This is a genomic window from Serratia proteamaculans, assembly GCF_004684015.1.
Classification (GTDB): Bacteria; Pseudomonadota; Gammaproteobacteria; order Enterobacterales; family Enterobacteriaceae; genus Serratia; species Serratia proteamaculans_F.
Map to the genome: position 1 here is coordinate 15,358 of NZ_SRIA01000006.1, position 20,251 is coordinate 35,608.

Annotated in this window: 17 protein-coding genes, 1 tRNA gene and 1 pseudogene; 7 read left to right on the forward strand and 12 right to left on the reverse strand. The window is 55.5% G+C overall.

Going from position 1 to position 20,251, the window contains the following annotated elements; all coding sequences use genetic code 11:
- Positions 1-27: 27 nt before the first annotated feature.
- Complete coding sequence (yafC, locus tag E5C26_RS04485) at positions 28-912, reverse strand: DNA-binding transcriptional regulator YafC (RefSeq protein WP_135315237.1); 885 nt, start codon at positions 910-912, stop codon at positions 28-30.
- A gap of 105 nt (positions 913-1,017) precedes the next feature.
- Here yafC and E5C26_RS04490 point away from each other — a divergent pair, with 105 nt between their 5' ends.
- Together E5C26_RS04490 and E5C26_RS04495 are read left to right on the forward strand one after the other, a co-directional pair.
- Positions 1,018-2,193 (forward strand): MFS transporter, encoded by a 1,176-nt coding sequence (locus E5C26_RS04490; RefSeq protein WP_135315238.1) that lies wholly within the window; start codon positions 1,018-1,020, stop codon positions 2,191-2,193.
- A 242-nt stretch (positions 2,194-2,435) separates the two neighbouring features.
- Entirely contained in the window at positions 2,436-3,230 is a 795-nt protein-coding gene (locus E5C26_RS04495) for an endonuclease/exonuclease/phosphatase family protein (RefSeq protein WP_135315239.1), read from the forward strand.
- Between the two features lie 62 nt (positions 3,231-3,292).
- On the opposite strand, the gene mltD is transcribed toward E5C26_RS04495, so the two are convergent.
- Positions 3,293-4,681: a murein transglycosylase D gene (mltD, locus tag E5C26_RS04500; RefSeq protein WP_206194237.1), complete on the reverse strand. Its 1,389-nt coding sequence runs from the start codon at positions 4,679-4,681 to the stop codon at positions 3,293-3,295.
- Between the two features lie 71 nt (positions 4,682-4,752).
- Positions 4,753-5,508: a hydroxyacylglutathione hydrolase gene (gene gloB / locus E5C26_RS04505; protein ID WP_135315241.1), complete on the reverse strand. Its 756-nt coding sequence runs from the start codon at positions 5,506-5,508 to the stop codon at positions 4,753-4,755.
- Positions 5,509-5,552: 44 nt separating this feature from the next.
- Here gloB and E5C26_RS04510 point away from each other — a divergent pair, with 44 nt between their 5' ends.
- On the forward strand, positions 5,553-6,272 hold the full coding sequence (locus E5C26_RS04510; protein ID WP_135315242.1) for a class I SAM-dependent methyltransferase: 720 nt from the start codon (positions 5,553-5,555) through the stop codon (positions 6,270-6,272).
- On the opposite strand, the gene rnhA is transcribed toward E5C26_RS04510, so the two are convergent.
- Complete coding sequence (gene rnhA, locus E5C26_RS04515) at positions 6,269-6,736, reverse strand: ribonuclease HI (RefSeq protein ID WP_135315243.1); 468 nt, start codon at positions 6,734-6,736, stop codon at positions 6,269-6,271. The genes E5C26_RS04510 and rnhA overlap by 4 nt on opposite strands.
- A gap of 72 nt (positions 6,737-6,808) precedes the next feature.
- Here rnhA and dnaQ point away from each other — a divergent pair, with 72 nt between their 5' ends.
- The gene (gene dnaQ, locus E5C26_RS04520) at positions 6,809-7,549 is read left to right on the forward strand and encodes a DNA polymerase III subunit epsilon (RefSeq protein ID WP_135315244.1); all 741 of its coding nucleotides are present in this window, start codon (positions 6,809-6,811) and stop codon (positions 7,547-7,549) included.
- A gap of 146 nt (positions 7,550-7,695) precedes the next feature.
- A tRNA-Asp gene (locus tag E5C26_RS04525) sits at positions 7,696-7,772 on the forward strand.
- 46 nt (positions 7,773-7,818) lie between these two features.
- On the opposite strand, the gene E5C26_RS04530 is transcribed toward E5C26_RS04525, so the two are convergent.
- Positions 7,819-9,279, reverse strand: a complete 1,461-nt coding sequence (locus tag E5C26_RS04530; RefSeq protein WP_135315245.1) for an NCS1 family nucleobase:cation symporter-1 — start codon at positions 9,277-9,279, stop codon at positions 7,819-7,821.
- A gap of 288 nt (positions 9,280-9,567) precedes the next feature.
- Here E5C26_RS04530 and hpxA point away from each other — a divergent pair, with 288 nt between their 5' ends.
- Together hpxA and puuE are read left to right on the forward strand one after the other, a co-directional pair.
- Complete coding sequence (hpxA, locus tag E5C26_RS04535; RefSeq protein WP_260516237.1) at positions 9,568-10,299, forward strand: allantoin racemase; 732 nt, start codon at positions 9,568-9,570, stop codon at positions 10,297-10,299.
- A 17-nt stretch (positions 10,300-10,316) separates the two neighbouring features.
- On the forward strand, positions 10,317-11,255 hold the full coding sequence (gene puuE, locus E5C26_RS04540) for an allantoinase PuuE (protein WP_135315246.1): 939 nt from the start codon (positions 10,317-10,319) through the stop codon (positions 11,253-11,255).
- Positions 11,256-11,420: 165 nt separating this feature from the next.
- On the opposite strand, the gene E5C26_RS04545 is transcribed toward puuE, so the two are convergent.
- The 7 genes and pseudogenes from E5C26_RS04545 to E5C26_RS04575 form a co-directional block, all read right to left on the reverse strand.
- A complete protein-coding gene (locus E5C26_RS04545; RefSeq protein WP_135315247.1) occupies positions 11,421-11,750 on the reverse strand; it encodes a helix-turn-helix domain-containing protein in 330 nt (109 codons plus the stop codon).
- Positions 11,737-12,112: pseudogene (locus tag E5C26_RS04550) on the reverse strand (type II toxin-antitoxin system RelE/ParE family toxin). Before E5C26_RS04550 ends, E5C26_RS04545 begins: the two are co-directional and overlap by 14 nt.
- A 100-nt stretch (positions 12,113-12,212) precedes the next feature.
- Positions 12,213-14,438, reverse strand: coding sequence for a TonB-dependent siderophore receptor (locus tag E5C26_RS04555; protein WP_135315275.1), 2,226 nt, complete (start codon positions 14,436-14,438; stop codon positions 12,213-12,215).
- A 36-nt stretch (positions 14,439-14,474) separates the two neighbouring features.
- On the reverse strand, positions 14,475-15,803 hold the full coding sequence (locus tag E5C26_RS04560) for a lysine N(6)-hydroxylase/L-ornithine N(5)-oxygenase family protein (protein ID WP_135315248.1): 1,329 nt from the start codon (positions 15,801-15,803) through the stop codon (positions 14,475-14,477).
- Positions 15,800-17,548 (reverse strand): IucA/IucC family protein, encoded by a 1,749-nt coding sequence (iucC, locus tag E5C26_RS04565; RefSeq protein ID WP_135315249.1) that lies wholly within the window; start codon positions 17,546-17,548, stop codon positions 15,800-15,802. The genes E5C26_RS04560 and iucC overlap by 4 nt, the downstream gene beginning before the upstream one ends.
- A complete protein-coding gene (locus tag E5C26_RS04570; protein WP_135315250.1) occupies positions 17,545-18,495 on the reverse strand; it encodes a GNAT family N-acetyltransferase in 951 nt (316 codons plus the stop codon). The genes iucC and E5C26_RS04570 overlap by 4 nt, the downstream gene beginning before the upstream one ends.
- Positions 18,492-20,237: an IucA/IucC family protein gene (locus tag E5C26_RS04575; RefSeq protein ID WP_135315251.1), complete on the reverse strand. Its 1,746-nt coding sequence runs from the start codon at positions 20,235-20,237 to the stop codon at positions 18,492-18,494. Before E5C26_RS04575 ends, E5C26_RS04570 begins: the two co-directional genes overlap by 4 nt.
- Positions 20,238-20,251: the final 14 nt, after the last annotated feature.

The window sequence follows — 20,251 nt, forward strand, 5'->3', positions numbered from 1 at the left end:
GGGGCGCCCAAATGGGCGCCTTTTTTATTACGCCAGGCGCTCACTGATAAAATCGATAAAGCTGCGCAGCCGGTTGCTGACCGCGCTGTCACTGTAATACACCGCGTTAACCGGCATTGCTACCGGCAGAGTTTCTTCAACCAAAATCGGCACCAGATCGCCGCGTTGGATATCTGCATCAATCATAAAATTCGACAGGCAGGCAATACCGTTGCCGTGCAGGCACAGGTGACGCTGGGTTTCCCCACTGTTGGTGGTCAGGCTCGGGGTAATTTCCAACTGGCGGCCATCAGCACAGGCCAGTGGCCAGCGGTTGAGGCTGGGCAAATCGTTAAACCCTATACAGCTGTGCTGTTCCAGCTCCTCCACGGTGCCCGGTGTGCCGTACTGCGCCAAATACGCGGGCGAGGCCAGGACGCGCCGGTAGCTGGTCATCAGCTTGCGCGCCTTAAGGCTGGAGTCGGTCAACTCGCCGACGCGGATGGCGATATCCACTTTACGCTCAATCAGGTTGATAAAGTTCTCCGATGACACCAGCGACAGCGACATTTCCGGATAAAGCGCCCGAAACTCGGCCACCAGTGGGGTCAAGACGTGCAGCACTACCGGCGTGGCGGCATCGACGCGCAGCAGCCCCTGCGGGCGCTGACGGCTCTCCATCAGCGCATTCTCCGCCGCAGCCATATCACTCAGTACCTTCTGCACCTGACGGAAATAGTTTTCCCCTTCCTGCGTCAGACTGATCTGGCGCGTAGTGCGGTTGAGCAACGTCACGCCCAGCTTGGCTTCCAGCTTCTTGACCGTGCGGCTGACCACCGAGTTGGCCTGACCCAGTTGTTCTGCTGCCCGGCTGAAGCTACCGCTTTCCACCACGGTGACAAAGGTAATTAACTCATCAGAATTCGCTTTCACTGTTGCTCCTTTGGCAAAATTAATTTGATATTTTGAGCATTTTTATCATTTAAGCACGGGTCGATAATAGCCGCCATCAACCTGAATGCTATTTGGAGTAAAAAGATGCCTCTCGCATTACTTGCATTGACCATCAGTGCCTTTGCTATCGGCACCACGGAGTTCGTAATTGTCGGACTTATCCCGACTATCGCAGAACAGCTGGGGGTGACCGTGCCTTCTGCCGGGCTGCTGGTGACCATCTATGCTATCGGCGTGGCCATCGGCGCACCGGTGCTGACCGCGTTAACCGGTCGCGTGCCGCGTAAGTTGCTGCTGATCAGCCTGATGGTGCTGTTCACTCTCGGTAACTTATTGGCCTGGCAGTCACCTGGCTATGGGACGCTGGTGGTGGCTCGCTTGCTGACCGGCCTGTCTCACGGGGTCTTCTTCTCAATCGGTTCTACCATTGCGACCAGCCTGGTCGCGAAAGAGAAGGCCGCTTCGGCGATCGCCATCATGTTTGGTGGCCTGACTGTGGCGCTGGTGACAGGGGTGCCATTGGGAACCTTTATCGGTCAGCACTTTGGCTGGCGTGAAACCTTCCTGGCAGTATCGCTGATTGGCGTAATCGCCACCGTAGCCAGCGCTATTTTGGTGCCAAACAACATTAAAAATCAGGCCAGCGCCAGTATTGGCGAGCAGTTCAAGGTGCTGACTCATCCGCGCTTGTTGCTGATTTACGCCATTACTGCACTGGGTTACGGCGGGGTGTTCACGACTTTCACCTTCCTGGCACCGATGATGCAGGAGCTGGCGGGTTTCTCAGCCCCGGCAGTCAGCTGGATCCTGTTGGCCTACGGCATTGCGGTGGCGATTGGCAACATTTGGGGCGGCAAACTGGCAGACCGTCACGGGGCGGTACGCGCACTCAGCTTTATTTTTGCCGCATTAGCCGCTTTGCTGCTGGTGTTCCAGTTCACCGCCAGCCACAGCATTGCCGCACTGCTGACGGTAATCGTGATGGGGGTGTTTGCCTTCGGTAACGTTCCAGGTCTGCAGGTGTATGTGGTACAGAAAGCCGAACAGTACACGCCAAACGCGGTGGATGTGGCTTCCGGCCTGAACATTGCGGCTTTCAACGTGGGCATTGCGCTGGGTTCGGTGATTGGTGGGCAAACGGTAGCCACCCTGGGGCTGGCTCAGACCCCGTGGATTGGTGCTTTGATTGTGCTGGTGGCTCTATTGTTGGTTGCCCTGAGTGGGCGGCTGGATAAGAAATACCGGTCGCAACTGGCCTAAACCTCCTCACGCTCTCTTCTCTGGCCCGCATTTTGCGGGCCTTTTCGCATTTATGACACGCTGCCGCCAACCTTTACACACATATACTGTCAGAATATTGAAATCCTTGAATCACGCCCCTATAACTGAAAGGGTATAACCCCTAAAAGCCATGCCGTCAGCCGAGGGCAGGCGTATAATCAATTCATTGTTGGCGGGAATGTCACTGCCAGTTTTATCCTAATGGGAAATAGGCGAATAGCGTGCCGAAACGAACTTATGCAATGAGGTATGTTGCAGGTCAGCCAGTTGAGCGAATTTTCCCTGGCGCCATCAACCAACCGCTGCCGCTTGGGGCTGCATTGCCCACGTCCGGCGCATTACGGGTGATGGTGTGGAATATCTTTAAACAGCAGCGGGCCGATTGGCTTTCGGTGCTGAAAAGTTATGGCAAGGATGCGCAGCTGGTACTGTTGCAGGAGGCGCAAACCACGCCTGAGCTGGTGAGCTTTGCCACGTCAAACTATCTGGCTGCCGATCAGGTGCCGGCATTTGTGTTGCCTCAGCATCCTTCCGGCGTAATGACGCTGGCGGCGGCGCATCCGGTCTATTGTTGCCCATTGCGTGAACGTGAGCCATTGCTGCGGCTGTCCAAGTCGGCGCTGATTACCGTCTACCCGTTGTTTAACGGTCAGCTTTTGATGGTGGTGAATATCCATGCGGTGAATTTCAGCCTGGGCGTGGACGTTTACAGCAAGCAGCTGGGGCCGATTGGTGAGCAGATTGCCAATCACCATGGGCCGGTGATCATGGCCGGGGATTTTAATGCCTGGAGCCGTAAGCGAATTAATGCGCTGTATCAGTTTGCCAGTGATATGGCGTTGCGTGAGGTGAACTTTACCGACGATCACCGCCGCAAGGCATTTGGCCGCCCGCTGGACTTTGTGTTTTATCGCAATATGGGGGTAGCAGAAGCTTCGGTGCTGGTGACCAGTGCATCGGATCATAATCCGCTGCTGGTGGAGTTTCACCCAGAGGCCGACAAACCACACTGGTAATGTTTGCTAGCATTCAGACAATAAAAAAGCACCCCGAAGGGTGCTTTTTTTGTGCCGAAAATTTAGGTATCCGGCGACGTTTTATCGCTGACAAACAAGGTCAATTTCAGACCTGGTTGCAGGCTGTTGTTAGCCTTGGCAAGCGTTGAGTTCCAACGCATCACGTCGTTAATATCGACGCCGTGACGACGTGCAATACTGGCAAGCGAATCACCTTTACGAACCTGGTAGGTGATACTGCTGTTACTGCCGGTGTTGCTGGCCACTTGCAGGGTTTGCCCAACTTTTAGCGTGCTCTTGGCGCGCAAATTGTTCCAACTCTGCAAATCGCTGGACTTGATATTCAACCGCTTGGCAATACCCGAAATCGTGTCGCCAGAGCGCACTTTATACGAGCTGCCACCAGTCAAACCGCTGTTTTTCGCCAACTGAGTGGTTGGCTTGGTCACTGCGATCTGGCCATCGGCCAACGAGTCTTTCAGCTGATCGGCATGACCTTTGGGAACCATAATGTAATGGGGCCCGTTGGGTGCCGTAACGCCTTTTTTGTAGCCTGGGTTGTAAGCCTTCATCTTGGTCAGTGAAAGCCCAGCCATCTCAGCCGCCTGAGTTAACTGTATTTGCTGCCCAACATCAATACGCGCCAGTGCACGGGTGTTATCAGTCTTGGGCAGATTGATACCGTACTTCTTGCTGTTTTTAATGATGTCGCTCAGCGCCAGCATTTTCGGGACATAAATTGACGTTTCACGTGGAAGCGACAATGCCCAGAAATTGGTTGGCTTACCCTGGCGTTTATTCGCCTTAACCGCCTGCATGACACGGCCTTCACCACTGTTATAAGCGGCAATGGTCAGTAACCAGTCACCGTTAAACATGCGGTTCAAATACTGCATCATATCAAGCGCAGCAGTCGTCGAGGCCACGACATCGCGTCGCCCGTCATACCACTGGTTGTTTTTCAAACCATAATTCCGACCCGTTTGCGGCACGATTTGCCATAGCCCTGCGGCGTTGGCACTTGACGTGGCGTGGGGGTCAAAAGCGCTCTCCACTATGGGTAGCAGTACCAGTTCCATCGGCATATTGCGTTTCTTAATCTGCCCGACTATCCAGTACATGTACGGCTCTGCCCGTAATGTTACATCGTGGAGATAGCTCTTACTTTTTAGGTACTTTCTTTTTTGATCACGGATCCGGGAATTTTCCGGAACCTCCATCTTCAGCTCGTCGCTAATGAAGTTCCACAGGTTCTGTTGCGCGGCACCACTATTGTTATCTAGCCACCGCGCCGAGCTCGCTCGACCATTCGCTGTGTACTCTCCTGCTTCACCTTCTTGACCTGCCGAAGACAAACTCTGTGCATGCTGTTCTGGGGCCGGTGCGTCCTGCCTGGACGACTGGCACCCCACTAGCAAGACTGAGGCGAGAAATATCGCTTTAGCCTTCATGTGTGTGTCAATATAGTTGCTTAAAAGACGAGCAATCATACTTTGCTTCGCCAAACAACACAACTAAAAGCTCAGAAGTTGTCTTTTCGCAGGCGTAATTCGGAAAAAACTGAATGAAGCTGTTGTGGTGGTGTGTGAAAGCCTAATTTACTTTGTAAATCAGTGTCATGGCAGCGTAAAAATAGGTTAATTTTACGCTCTAATTGTAGCGTGGTGGGCACGCTGGGTTGGCCTTTTGCCCGTAACGCCTCAACTTGTTGCTGATATGTTTCAATGTGTCGATCTTCCGGCAAAATAGCTCGCGCAAACTTAAGATTTGAAAGCGTATATTCATGCGCGCAACAAATTAAGGTGTTATCGGGAAGTTGCGCGAGTTGTTGAAATGAGTCGTACATTTGCTCTGCGGTTCCTTCAAAAAGCCTTCCGCAGCCGGCAGAGAAAATAGTGTCTCCGCAGAACAGATAAGGTGCGCTATAGAATGCTACATGGCCCAACGTATGTCCGGGAACCGCGATTGTGGCGAATTCCTGGCCGTTAATTTCGATGGTTTCACCGTCATGAACGATGTGGTTGGCTCCTTTGTCGGCAGTTTCCTGCGGGCCATAGACTTTCAACCCGGAATAACGCGCCACAATTTGCGCTACGCCACCAACGTGATCGTGATGATGGTGGGTCAGCAGGATCGCGTCAGGTGTCAGACTCAGGCGATCCAGAGTTTCCAATACCGGCTGCGCTTCGCCGGGATCGACGATAATGCAATGCCCCTGCTGGTTATCCAATAACCAAATGTAATTGTCCTGGAAGGCGGGAATGCTGATAAGATTCATGTTGGACCTCTCGTTGGCAACGGCTTGAAAGAAGATAATAAATCATGAAACCAGCCCATACTCTACAAAAGCTCACCGGCCCACAGTCCTGGGCGGAGTTGCCGTGGGGGGAATACTATCGTGAGGCGCTGGAGCGGCAGTTGCAACCCTGGTGGTCGAAGCTGTTTGGTTTCCACCTGCTAAAGCTCGGTAATCTCAGTGCCAGTCTGGCGACCGACAAATGCGCCATTTCTCATCAGGTGAATGTAGGCCTGGAAGGAGATAACCTGCAGGTGGTCGCGGATGCTTACCAACTGCCCTTTGCCGCCAAATCGGTGGATGCCTGCCTGCTCGCGCATACGCTGTCCTATGCTGACGACCCGCACCGCATGCTGCGTGAGGTTGATCGAGTGTTGATTGACGACGGCTGGCTGGTGATCAGCAGTTTCAATCCGTTCAGTTTATTGGGGTTAGGCAAACTGGTTCCCGGATTACGCCATCGTCAGCCTTATGTCAGCCGGATGTTTACCCAAATGCGCCTGCTGGACTGGCTGAGCCTGCTGAATTATGAAGTACTGCACCAGTCGCGTTTTCACGTGTTGCCGTGGCAGCGTAAAGGCGGGAAGTTTTTATGCACCCATTTGCCTGCGCTGGGCTGCATGAGCGTGATTGTGGCGCGTAAGCGTACTTTGCCGCTGACGCCAACACCGATGAAGTTCGGTGCGAGGAAGCCTTCTCTCAGCCGCGCCGTCGGCGCGACCAAGAGTTATCGTAAACTGCCTTAACTTTCCGGTTTATAACCGACATCATCCTGGGTAGGATTGCCGGCCGCATCGCGCGCCAGCACGTCGCAGCGTTCGTTTTCCGGATGGCCGGCGTGGCCCTTGACCCATTCCCATTTGATGGTATGGCGTTGAATGGCCAAATCCAGCCGCTGCCATAAATCGACATTCTTGACCGGTTTCTTGTCTGCCGTTTTCCAGCCGCGTTTTTTCCAGTTGTGGATCCAACTGGTAATGCCCTGACGCACATACTGGCTGTCGGTGCTCAAAGTCACTTCGCACGGGGTGGTCAGAGCTTCCAGCGCGACAATTGCCGCCATCATCTCCATGCGGTTGTTGGTGGTCAGGCGGAAGCCCGCGCTGAAGGTTTTTTCAGTTTGCTTATAGCGCAATATTGCGCCATAACCACCGGGGCCCGGGTTGCCAAGGCAGGAGCCGTCGGTGAAAATTTCTACCTGTTTGAGCATCTCTGGTAGACTCTTCCTATCAGTTTTATAAAAGCCAAGTCTGACATAAACGAGCGCTGCGAGCACTGCAATATGATCTCTACAACCACCAGACAGATTGTCCTCGATACCGAAACCACCGGTATGAACAAACTCGGGGTACATTACGAAGGCCACCGCATCATTGAAATTGGTGCGCTGGAAGTGATTAACCGTCGCCCGACCGGTCGTCATTACCACGTCTACATCAAGCCGGACCGGCTGGTGGATCCCGAGGCTTACGGGGTTCACGGTATCAGCGACGAATTCCTGGCGGATAAACCGACCTTTGCCCAAATTGCCGATGAGTTTCTCGACTTTATCCGCGGTGGTGAGTTAGTCATCCATAACGCGGCGTTCGACATCGGCTTTATGGATCACGAATTCCGCATGCTGCAGCAGGGCATCCCGAAGACCGATACCTTCTGTACCATCACCGACAGCCTGTTAATGGCGCGCCGCCTGTTCCCGGGCAAGCGTAACAACCTCGATGCGTTATGCAGCCGTTACGAGATAGACAACAGCAAGCGTACGCTGCACGGCGCCTTGCTCGATGCCGAGATCCTGGCGGAAGTCTACCTGGCGATGACCGGTGGGCAGACGTCGATGGCATTCCAGATGGAAGGCGATACGCAAAATAGCAATTCAACGCAGGACATTCAGCGTATTGTGCGCCCGGCGACGACGATGAAAGTCGTCTATGCCAGCGATGAAGAAGTGGTAGCCCATGAAGCGCGTCTGGATTTAGTGGCGAAAAAGGGAGGCAGTTGCCTTTGGCGTACAGAAGTGGAATAACGCGGTTTTAATCTGGGCCGATAATCTTTCGGCGCTGTTAGCTGAAAAACTGTGCAAACGGTTCATTTGGTAAGAAAAAGGCATTGACGGCTTAGTGGCTCAACCGTAATATGCGCCTCGTTCCTCTCGAAAGAGAAGAACGGCGCGGAGCGGTAGTTCAGTTGGTTAGAATACCTGCCTGTCACGCAGGGGGTCGCGGGTTCGAGCCCCGTCCGTTCCGCCAACATTAAGAAGCCCTGAGTTAGCAATAACTCAGGGCTTCGTTGTTTTTAATCTTTGCTCAATTCTGCCCTGGCAAAGGTCACCGCCTGATTGGCTGCCCATTCGCGGCGGGCAATGACTCGATAACATCCCCCACCCAGTGCCGCACCGATAAACCAACTGAAATTTGCCACCTGATGCAGGCTCGGCGTGAAACTGATCGCCAGCCCGATAATCACCGACGGCACCAAAGCCCAAATCGCATTTGGGTTGAACCCATTCTTGTACCAATAACGGCCGTTTGGCGTGGCGTTATACAGGTCGTCGACGTGCAGTTCGCCGCGCTTGATGATGTAAAAGTCCACCAACAGAATGCCGAACAGCGGGCCGATAAAGGCAGCCAGAACATCCAGCGTGTAATGAATCAGTTCGGGTGACTGGAACAGGTTCCACGGCGTCAGCAAGAATGAGCCAACGGCGGCGATCATCCCGCCGGTGCGGAAGCTGATCTTCTGCGGCGAGCAGTTGGAAAAATCAAACGCCGGCGACACAAAGTTGGCCACGATATTGATACCGATAGTGGCGACAATCATGGTCAACAAGCCAAGGGCGACGGCAATATCGCTGTCGAGGCGGGTGACGGTTGCGATCGGGTCGGTAATGAGCTGCCCGAACAGCGGTAGGGTGCCGGAAACGATCACTACGGTTACCAGCGAGAACAACAAATAGTTGAACGGCAAACCCCAGCGGTTGCCACGCTGCACTTCTGCATAGCTTTTACCGTAGCGGGTAAAGTCACCAAAGTTAAGCAGCGGTCCGGAAAAATAGGACACCACCAGTGCGGTGGCGGTCAGCATCAGCCAACCTTGTTCACCGGTGCTCAGGTTTTTACTGGCGAGAGTGAGTGAAAGGTTGGAGAAGCCGACGCGGTAAACAATCCAGCCTGCCAGCGCGAACATCACCAGGTACACCGCCGGGCCGGCAATATCGATAAAACGCTTAATCGCCTGCATGCCGTGCCAAAACACCATCGCCTGCAACAGCCACATGGTGATGTAACAGACCCAACCCAGTTGTGACAGCCCGAGGAAATGCGGCTGGGTCATCGGTTCCAGCGACGGGAAGAATTTCAGCAGCGTCAGCATCAACGCGTTGGAGGCCAGATAGGTTTGGATACCGTACCAGGCGAAGGCGATCATGCCACGGATCACCGCCGGAATATTGGCGCCGAACACCCCAAACGCCTGACGGCTTAATACTGCGTAGGGCACGCCGCCCAGTTGGCTGGGTTTAGCCACCAAATTAGCGCAAAGTTGCACGATGCAAATGCCCGCCAGCAGACAAACCAACACCTGCCAGCTCGACAGGCCGAGGGCGAAGAAACTGGCGGCCACCACATAACCGCCCATGCTGTGTACATCCGACATCCAGAAAGAAAAGATGTTGTACCAGCTCCAGTTCTGGTCACGCGTGGGGGCCAGATCGTCGTTACACAGCTTGGGGCTATAGTTTTCATTAGGGATTGGCATAAATCCTGCTCCTCTCGAAATGGCATTCGAACGTTTTTATCAACGGGGGTTAGCAGGGGCTTTGCAGGATCCAGACCAACTCGATATTTCTGCCTCTGTTTAATGTATCCAATCCAGGAGGAGCAGTATGGCAATGGGCATTCAAATGGCTGAGGACCGGCGGCATATTTGTATTTTCAACATGTGGTTGAAGGTAACACGGCGCATTGGTGCAGTGCAGTGGGGGGGGAAAATGCCCGGACATGGTGCACAACGCTTGTTGCCTAATCAGGCTGGGGGGTTACTTTGCTGAAAATTCAACTGATCAACCCGAATACCAGCCGGGCGATGACCGAAACCATAGGCGCTGCTGCCCGAGCTGTCGCCGCGCCGGGAACCGAGATCCTGGCGGTCTGCCCACAGGAAGGAGCTGCTTCAATAGAAGGACATTTTGACGAAGCCATTGCTGCCATTGGCGTCTTGCAGCAGGTGAAGTTGGGGCGGGAGGCGGGCGTCAGCGGCCATATCATCGCCTGTTTTGGCGATCCGGGGTTGCTGGCAGCGCGGGAGCTGGCAAACAGGCCGGTGATTGGCATCGCCGAGGCGGCCATGCATATGGCGACGCTGGTGGCGACGCGTTTTTCCATCGTCACCACGTTGCCGCGTACGTTGGTGATTGCGCGGCATTTACTGCATCAATATGGCTTTGAGCGCCATTGTGCCGCACTGCATGCGATCGACCTGCCGGTGTTGGCGCTGGAAGACGGCAGCGGCCTGGCGCAACAAAAGGTGCGTGAGCGGTGTATTCAGGCAAAACAACAGGACGGCAGTGGGGCGATTGTACTAGGCTGCGGCGGCATGGCCGACCTGGCGCGTGAGCTGACGCTGGAACTGGGGATCCCGGTGATCGACGGCGTCAGCGCAGCGGTGAAAATGATCGAGTCGTTACATGGACTGGGACTGAGCACCAGCAAACACGGCGATCTGGATTTTCCGCTGGCGAAACCTTTGTCCGGCATGTTTGCTGATTTTAACGGGTAATCAATAGGGAAACGGCAATGACTGAGTACCAGTTCAATAAAGACTATCCCCGTGATTTGATCGGTTACGGTGGCCGCCCACCGCACGCCGGTTGGCCTGGGCAGGCACGTATCGCCGTGCAATTTGTGCTCAACTACGAGGAAGGGGCGGAAAATAACGTGCTGCACGGTGATGCCGGATCCGAACAGTTTCTTTCCGATATCATCGGCGCGGCCAGCTATCCCGAACGGCATATGTCGATGGAATCCTTGTACGAATACGGTTCGCGCGCCGGTTTCTGGCGTATCCATGATGAGTTTGTGCGCCGTGGCCTACCGTTGACGGTGTTTGGTGTGGCCATGGCGTTGGCGCGCAACCCGCTGGTGGTCGAGGCAATCAAAGATGCCGACTACGACGTAGTCAGCCACGGTTGGCGTTGGATCCACTATCAACATATGGACGAAGCGACCGAACGGCAGCATATGCAGCAGGCCATCACCGTACTGCGCGATTTGTTCGGCAAGGCACCGCTCGGCTGGTACACCGGCCGCGACAGCCCGAACACCCGCCGGTTGGTGGTGGAGCAAGGTGGCCTGTTGTACGACAGCGATTATTACGGTGATGATCTGCCGTTCTGGACCGAGGTACAGTGCGCCAATGGCGAGAAGAAACCGCATTTGATCGTGCCCTATACGCTAGAGGCCAACGACATGCGCTTTGCCTCGCCGCAGGGATTTAACACCGGCGAGCAGTTCTTTACCTATCTGAAAGACAGCTTTGACGTGCTGTACGCCGAAGGGGCTGAGTCGCCGAAGATGCTGTCAGTCGGTATGCATTGCCGTTTACTCGGGCGTCCGGGCAAGTTCCGTGCGTTGCAGCGTTTTCTGGACTATATCGAGCAACACGATCGGGTTTGGGTATGCCGGCGGCAGGATATCGCCGAGCACTGGGTAGCGCAGCACCCGTTCAAGAAATGAAGAAAGGGCCGATACGGCCCTTAGACTGCTGACAAAGCGCTTTGCAGTTAAAAAACCAGTTCTCAGTGCTCATAAAAACAAAGGATTATGTCTTCTGATTTACCCCAAACACCACGTTTTTCGGGTGTTTGTCATCAAAGTAAGGGCCGAAGTGGCCCTGGATTTTCATGCCACCGAAAGGGTTCGATGACCAACGGGATCCTGGCTTGGCCTGACGATAATTTCAATGTCATAGCCGAGGCGGTTGAGGCAATCCATCAGCTTTTTTTCCGACATATTAAAAAACTTACCGTTGTACAGTGCGGAGACGCGTGCCTGTGGCAGGTTCATACGTTTGCCGGCTTCAGCCTGATTGAGGCCTAATTGTTTGATGGTATGGATGATCTGGATAGCGAGATCGGCTTTAAGTTGCAGATTGTCGGCATCAGGCAGATTTAAATCGGCAAAAATGTTATCCGAGCCGAGCTCAAAATCATTTTCGTCATACTTTGCCATTTTTCATGTCCTCATAAACCTGTTTGGCTCTATTAAGGCGAGACTTGATGAGTTCCATATCCGCTTTTGGCGTCGCCACGCCTGTCTTGGATTTCTTCTGAAAGCAGTGCAGTACAAACACGGCTTCTTCGAAACGTAGGGTATAAACCGCTCGGTAGGTATTAGTATCGTGGTCTTCTACGACTTCCAATACGCCTGCGCCTTGAAATCCCTTGAGGGCTTTTACACCAGGGGGGAATTAATCCGGCCTGCGCGCAATGAAGGGAATAACCGACGGATTTAATGACTTCATCCGGCAGCGAAAGCAGATCTTTTTTGCTGCTGGCGATCCATACCAACTGTCTTACCCGATGTGTGTCCATGAACGATCACTCCTTGATCATATTTTTGGATTATTACACAACTGATATAAAGCGGCAATGCGGGAAGGGAGATTGGGCGGAGTGACCTCCGCCCGAAGGATCAGAATAGTACGGAGTAGTTCAGACCAAAGGTGCGGCCACGGCCTTTATAGCTGTAAAGCTCTGGTGAGCCATAGGTTGGGCTATAAAGGATCGGTGCGCGCTGGCCCCAGACGGTGGTGTATTCCTTGTCCAGCAGGTTCTCTACGCTGAAGCTGAGTTTACCCACCGGCAGGGCATAGCTGCCAAGGAAATCGATGGTGTTGTAACCATCAATTTTGCGGCCCTGAGTGGAGTTGGCTTTGGTGTAGTCGCCGTCATCCGAGACGTCGAAGCTCTGTTGTGACTGCAGACGCAGGTTCCAGTCGCCCGGAGCCCAGCCGACATAAGCGGTGACTTTCGATGGGCTGGCGGTGTCCACCAGCAACTTTTTCCACTCGCCGTTGACCTTGGTCTCGGAGCGAATAAAGTTAAAGTTGGTGCCTGCACTCCAGTCACTGTCTTCGAAGAAGTAATCGACCGCGCCTTCCACACCGTAGATGCGACGCTTATCCGAATTGACGTTGATGGTCATATCGGTTTTGTTGACTGAAATACTCTTGTCAGACAGCGAGTAGTAACCGGCGATCTGCGTGCGCAGGTTGTCACCGGTATAGCGCCAGCCGAGCTCATAGGAGTTAACCTTGATGCCTTCCAGCTTGGAGTCGCCGACGTTGACGCTTTTGTTCAACTGATAGTGGCCGTTGTTCAGCGAATAAGTGCCGTTGCCGTAATATTTGCCCGGATCCGGGATCTCGTAGCCTTGCGAGAAGTTGACCCAGGTCTGTTGGCGTTCGGTCAGGTGCGCCAGCAGGCCGGCGTTGAACAGGGCGTTGTTGTAGTCGGTTTTCCCGCCTGGGATCGCGTCCGCAGAGGTCGCGCCGCCGGTGGCGATGGCCTGCTGTTGGTTATAGCCGACAAAGTCATCAATCTTGTTTTCGGTGTACTGATAACGCACACCGCCGCTCAGGGTAAAGATAGGATTGATATCGTAACTGGCCTGCATAAAGGTGGCCAGGTTGCTGGTGGTATAACCCGGATAGCGACCGGTGTTATAGGCATTCTCCAGCGTCATCCCGCCGGATTGCTGGGCCTTCGCCAGATTGAAGAACTGCTGGTTGGAGTTGAAAGTTTCATGCTCGGCGTCGATACCGTAGGTCAGCGTCAACGCGTCGATCGGTTTGCTGTTCAGCGTCAGCTTGCCGCCATAAAAATCGGTTTTCTGCTGTGAGGCACCGATACTGGTGACCTGGCCTTTAGTCAGCGTCGGGAACGGGTAGAAGGTCAGCGATTCATCGCGATAATAAACCTGCGCCACCAGATCCTGACCGAGGAAATCGGTGTTGGAGTACTGCAGGTTGATCAGGTGACGTTCAGTGCCAGGAATACGATCCGAATTCAGGTTGCCGCTGTTATAGGCCTTGGCGCTGCCGGTCACCGCGGAGAAGTTTTCCCCCAGGAACAGGCCATGGTCACCATCGGACTGACTTTTGTAATACTGAGTGGTCAGTTGCAGCTGTTGGTGATCGTCGATATTAATGGTGCCGGTACCCATCACGTCGAGGCGATCGGAATACTGCAGGCCAGTCTGGGTATTGTCGATCAGGACTTCATTGCCCTTGCCGTCGTACCAGCCGCCGTAACGCTGGTACGAGACCGACAGGCGGCCCGAGGCATTATCGTTACCGCCGCTGACGGCCGCCGCCACGTTCTCGTCGTGGTCGTTATGGCCACCAAAGCCGGTTTTACCGCCGATCTGCAGTTCAACCTGCTGCTCTTTCTGGCCTTTTTTGGTGACGATGTTGATCAACCCGCCGGTGCTGCCGCCGCCGTACAGCGAGGTGGCACCGGAGATCACTTCAATGTGGTCGATATTAAACGGGTCGATCGAGTCCAACTGGCGGCTGTCGCTGCGTGAAGAGTTCAAACGCACGCCGTCGATCATCACCATCATTGAACGGCCGCGCAGGTTCATACCGTAGTTGGTTCGGCCCTGACCGCTGACGTCCATCCCTGGGATCAACTGCGCCAGCATGTCCTTGATCTCTTTGCCGCCCTGTACCTGTTGCTCAATTTCCTGGCTCTCAATCACCCAGGTGGTCTGCGCCATTTCTGCTACGGTACGGTGCGCGCGGCTGGCGGAAACCACCATTTGTTCTTCGCTTTTTTGTTCTTCTGCCCAGGCTGCTGCCGGTGCGATCATCGCCAGCAGACAAGGATTTAATACCCAGAGGTGTTTGCGCTTCATCATTATCTTCCAGTGTTTCCCATCATTGGTGTGTAGTTAAAACTCGGTGTAATTGAGCATGGAGTGTGCCGCACGGGCAGGGGTGCCCGGTTGCTGGCTACGCCATTGGATCACCGCCGGGGTGGACGTTAAATCGAACTGGTCGCGTCCTAATGCCCGGTTGAGAATACGAGCCGAACGCCAGGCCATCAGGCTGAGCTGGGGTTCGGCGATGCCGTGACTGTGCATGCCGGCGTTAACCGCAAACAGGCAGTTTTCCTTGGGGCCTTCCCACTCGAGGGTGAAGTCGGGGGCCACGCGATACTGGTCATCGGCGGTGGTTAACAGACGGTCCGCCAGCGGTTCAAGGAACGCCGGGCGATCCTGCTGATAGCCGGTAGCGAAGATCACCACATCGGTATCGAAGGTTTCTTTGCCCTGATCGAGATGATGGTGAGTCACTAACTGCCAGCCGTTGCCTGCGGCCTGGATTGCCGCCAGCGAGCGGCTGGGTAACAGGTGTGCCCAGGGCTTTTCGCGCAGCACTTCAAACTGGTGATACATCGCACGGTAAATCGCTAACAGCGAGTCGCTGGTGATGCCGTCGGAGGTCATCTTCTGCTCGGTCAGCATGCGCTGTTTGGCGCTGTCGTTCAGGCCATAGAAGCTGTCAACGTAGTCCGGGGTGAAATACTCGTTGGCGAAGGCGGCTTCATCCAGGGCGTTATAGTTGTTGCGGCGCGAGATCCAGTTCAGCTGCGCCGGCTGGCCCCACTCGGCGCGGAAGATGTTCAGGAACAGATCGGCACCACTCTGGCCGCCACCGACGATGGTGACGCGCTTGCCGGTGAGATCCGGGTTACGCAATGTCATTTCGCTGGCATGGAAGCAGCGGTCGTTTTGTTCGGTCACGCAGTCCGGCAGCTTGATGCGTTTGCCGATGCCCAGACAGACGTGGCGTGCCCGGTAGGTGGCGCGCTGGGTGGTGACGACAAATTGGCGTTGCTGGTCGTCAAAATCCACGCTTTGAATGTCCTGGCTGAACTCGAGCGACTTCAGGCCATTGGCGGCCCAGTCGAGGTAGTCGGCAAACTCTTCGCGCGACACGGTGCGCAGTTCGGTGGTCAGGAAACGATAAAATTTCTTCCGCTTCACCAGATAGTTAATAAAGCTGTAGGGATTGGTCGGCGATACCGCGCTGACCAGATCCTTGAGGAAACTGGTCTGCATATGACAATCCGGCACCATCATGCCGGGGTGCCAGGAAAAGTGCGGTTTGCGCTCGAGGAACTTCGCGTTAAAACCGGTAACTTCGCTGCCGAGTGCGGCAATACTGAGGTTGAACGGGCCGATGCCAATGCCGATGAAATCCAGGGGCTGATTCATTGGGCAAACTCCTTGGTGACCAGATAAAGAGGGTTATCCAGATCCTGCAGATAGTTTGGCAACATGCGGCTGCCACCATCCTGCTCCGAATAGGTGAGTTTCACCGGGTTGAGCACCACGCGAATGATTTGTGGTTTAAACAGATCAAACAGAGCAAAGCGTTCTGCCATGTCCGGATGTTGAGCCATATAGCCTTCCAACACCTTTGCCAGCAGTTGATAGAAACGGGTTTCACTGACTCCACAGGCTTGCATCAGCGGCGAAATAAAGCGCAGCACGGTGACGAAATGGCCGGTTTGCAAGTCATGGATCAGGTAGTCGGCGGACAGACGCACGGTGACGTCCTTGACGACTTTCGGCAGCGACGCCGCTTCGGGGAAGTCCTTATCCACCAGGCGCATATCTCCCTGGAAGTCTTTAAGCAACACGTGTTGCGGCACGTGGTCTTTCATCACCAGCGTGATGTTCTGCCCGTGGGCGATCAGCGCCACGCCGTAGCGGCACATCAGGTGGTACATCGGCAGGACCACCACGCTGAACATCTGCTGCAGCCAGGCTTCGGCACTCAGACCGGAGTGGGCAATATAGGCGGCGATCAGCGGCTGGCCCTGGTTGTCGGTTTCCATCAGCGTCGCCATCAAAATGGCCTGTTCGCCTTCCTGCAGATAGCAGGAAGGGTTCTCACGCCAGATCACCCCCAGCATTTCCTGATAGCGATAGGGTGCTTTGGTCAGGGATGCGTAGGTTGGGTGGGTCATATAACCTGCCGCCGGTTCACCCAGGATCTCGGCGCCGCTGGCACGCAGCGTGCTGTCTTCGCTAAAGATCTGCTGCAGCCAGCGGGAGGCGGCCGGCCCGGCACTGATGTACTTACCGGGAATACCGCGATAGCACGAGGTGTTGTAAATGGTCAGCGGTAGCTTGATGTCGAAGGCGGAGCGGCGGCTGATGTTGGTCAGGGTACGCAATGATTGCTGTGCCAGATAACTGTCACCAAATTCCCCCAATTCCACCAGTTCCCCTTCGGCCAACTGCGGCAGGAAGTGCAGCGCGATCTTTTGCTGCCACTGCCACGGATGCAGGGGCACCGGGATCCAGTCATGGGTCAGTTTCAGCTCGCGCCAGCGGCGATCGAAGCGCTGGCGTTCGGCGCTGTCCATGGCGCTATCAAGCAACTGGGTCAGTGGATATTCTTCATCAGCACACCAGACGAAGCTGCCACGCTTGGCCGCCACCCAGTGCAGGCGGAACTGGCCCTGATATTCCGGGGCATACTGCTGCAGCGCGGTCAGGCCCCAGCCACGGCGGCCTTTGTTAAAGATAAACTTGGGATGTCCGGCCAGCAGGCATTGCAGCGCATCGGCGTCCAGCGCGATCAGATCCTGTGCACTCATGCCGTGGCGGGCAGACAGTAACTGCATATCGCCGCGCAGTGTGGCGTACAGGTCTTCCAGATGTTCTGCAACCTGCGCATCGTCCATATTCAGCACCTGCGCCAGTTGACGCAGCGTTTGGTCGGCGGCTAAAGGTGATTGAGAGCAGGTTAGCGTGGTCGGGTCGATATGCAACCAGCCCCAGATACCGCGCTCGGCGTTAAAGTGGTAGTGGGCGTCAGCCAGCGTAATGCTCCATTGCCCGTCGTGCGGCTCGGCCTTTAGTGCGCGCTCATATTCCAGCTCGGCGAGGATCTTGGCGATCATCTGGCGGTTAACGCGCTGCCAGTCGGCGTAATCTGGGGTCATCATACGCAGGTCTCCTGGAAGAATTCGGCACGCTGATTCACGATCAAACGCGAACGCTTATGTGGGAAGTCAAACTCTTTAAGGGTGTGATAACCGGCGGCAGGCAGGTGACGGAACAGGCGTTGATTGTCGGCGCGCGGTTCGGCGACCACACGCGTGGTACGTGGCTCATCCAGGTACAGGTAATGCGTCAGGCCTCGTAGCCAACTGCGGATGTACTGCGCACCACGGCAGTCTTCTTCACCCACCAGCATATGCAGCCCACGATCGAAGGGTTGCCAGCGATAGTGGCGGCCAATGCGATCCTCCGGTGCCCAATAAACTTCGAAATAACCGAACGGGCGATCGTCAAAGCAACCCAGCAACGGGTAGCAATAGCTGGAGTCCAGTTGACGCTGCAGGTAGGCGGCCTGGGTTTCCAGCGGGCCGCTCATTTCCCAGAAGGCGTCAACGCGCGGTGAATTCATCCAGCGGGTGAACTGTTCAGCGTCGCGTTCCACTTCCGGCAGGCGGAAACTGAGGGTTTTCTTCAACTGTGGGTCGTAACGGCGATACACCTCACCGCTGGGACGCATCGGGCGCTGTGGGTACCACAGGCTGCGTTCGGCGTCATACTGCATCTGGCCGGAGGCGTGGTTGCGTTCAGCCATCAGCCACAGCGGTAACTGATAAAAGGTTTCACGTGCCAGATAGTCACCGCTGGCCAATGCGAACAGCGCCTGCGCCTGCGGTTCTTCACGCCATTGCGCATAGGGCAGTGTGATACCGCTGAGCTGTGGCGCGGCCACCAGTAATTGGTCCAGCGCCTGTACCAGCCAGCCTTGCGGCAACGAACCCGGATAGTTCAGCACGGCGCTACCGTCCAGACCAAGACCCAACTGCAACTCTTGTTCCAGTCGATCACAGCGGAAGCCGCTGCCGGCATGCATCAGTTTGGCGTGCGGCATCATTGGGCGGCCCCCTGGCGCAGCGGGTTAACGAAATCGAAGTAAATCACCGCCGGGTCGACGATGGTGTTTTCGTTATGGTCGTGCAGGTAACAGAAGAAGTTGCCTTTGCAGTTCCAGTGGCTGCTGTCGAGCACGTAGTCCAGGCACAGGGGGTTTTTGGCGTTGGCGCGCAGGCCGCTCAGTGCATCGCGCACCCGGATCATCAATGCCTCTTCACTGTCGAAACCGGCCGCGGCCAGTGCGGCGGTGACCGCCAAACTGGAGTTCACCAGCAGGTAGTAAGGGAAGTAACGCAGCAACTGTTGTTCGCTGAAGCGGTTTTCCGCGTCGGCTTCACCAATCTCTTCCAGCCAGGGGCCGGCGTCACGGGTAAAGCCGCTGCCCTGACAGTCGCGGTACAGCATGCCGACCGGCAGGTCCTGCTGCATCTCTACCAAAATGTTTTGCTGGTGAGCCAGCAACACCAGCCCGTAATCGGCTTCGGTACTGAACAGCGGCAGCAGCACCTGTTGGCAGTAAGCATCCAGCCAGGTGTGGGCGGCTTGTTGCAACGGCAGATTCAGGCGGCTGGCCAAACGGCGTACCGCGGCAGCCAGCAGGCTGTCGCCACCGTCCGGCGCGGCCTGGGTCAGCGTCACCAACACGTTGGTCTGGCTTTGCGGCTGCTCGAACAGCAGGTTATCGCGCAGCGCCATCAGGCTTTCTTCCTGAATTGTCCCGTCAGCCGAGCGAAGACCGGCCCAGCCGTCTTCCTGCATGACGCGGAAGGTTGGATAGCGCGCCTGCAGCTGTTGCCAGCGTGGAGTTTGCGCCAGACGTGCCAGGCGGATCCCACGCTTCACTTCTTTTACCGACAGGGTGCGTACCGAGTTGGTCAGGCGCACGCTAAGGGAGAATTTGATCATGTCACGGTTACTGGCGCTGTACAGCGAGCGCGAAGAACTGGTAGGCAGCCAGCGTTCGCCAGCTTCGCCCAGATCGCACAGCAGGCCCTGGGCCACCAGATCCTGACACCAGCCCTGTGTCAGCAAATGGTCGGCCTGCCAGGGATGCATCGGCAGCAGCCAGACGTCATCGCTAAAATGCGCCAGCAGTTGCGGGGCGCTTTCGGCGGCAAAACGTTGCAGACGCTGCTGCAGCGTCAGATTCAGGCTGTCGCCGCACAGTTGGCGTTTGTCAACGGCAAACCAACGCAGCGGGAAGCTGGCGGCAAAATCCGGCAGATAGCGGTGCGCCTGCTGATGGTTGAATGGCTCATGAGACTTCGGTGCCGGGTGGAAGGCGTGCCCCACCAGCAGGCCCTGTTCCGCCTGGGCGAAATTCAGCGGCTTGTCGCGCAGTGCGGGCCAATCCAGACGAATATTGATCGCCTGCTGGGTGTTGTCATGACTCTCCAGCACTCGCTGACGGAAGCGGGCGACCACTTCATCCGACAGTTCGCCTTTCACCGCCGGTTTTTCCAGCAGCAAAGTCACCAGCTGTTCCACGCTCAGCGCAACGCCGGCACCGTCATCCTGCTGATACAAATAAGCGGGGAACAGATACTGGTGATGTTGAGTGGGGGAAGTATGGCGTAAAGCGATGCGAATAGCCTGGGAAGGCGAAAGTGGAATGTGCAGTTGCGGATGCTGTTGGTGGCTGGTCGCCGGAACGATTTGCCAGTCCCGGGTTTCACGCATCAATGCGTTGAGAAAACATTGTGCAGCCACGTCGGTCGTCGCGGTTTCAAACTGGATAGTCATGATCCCATTTCACT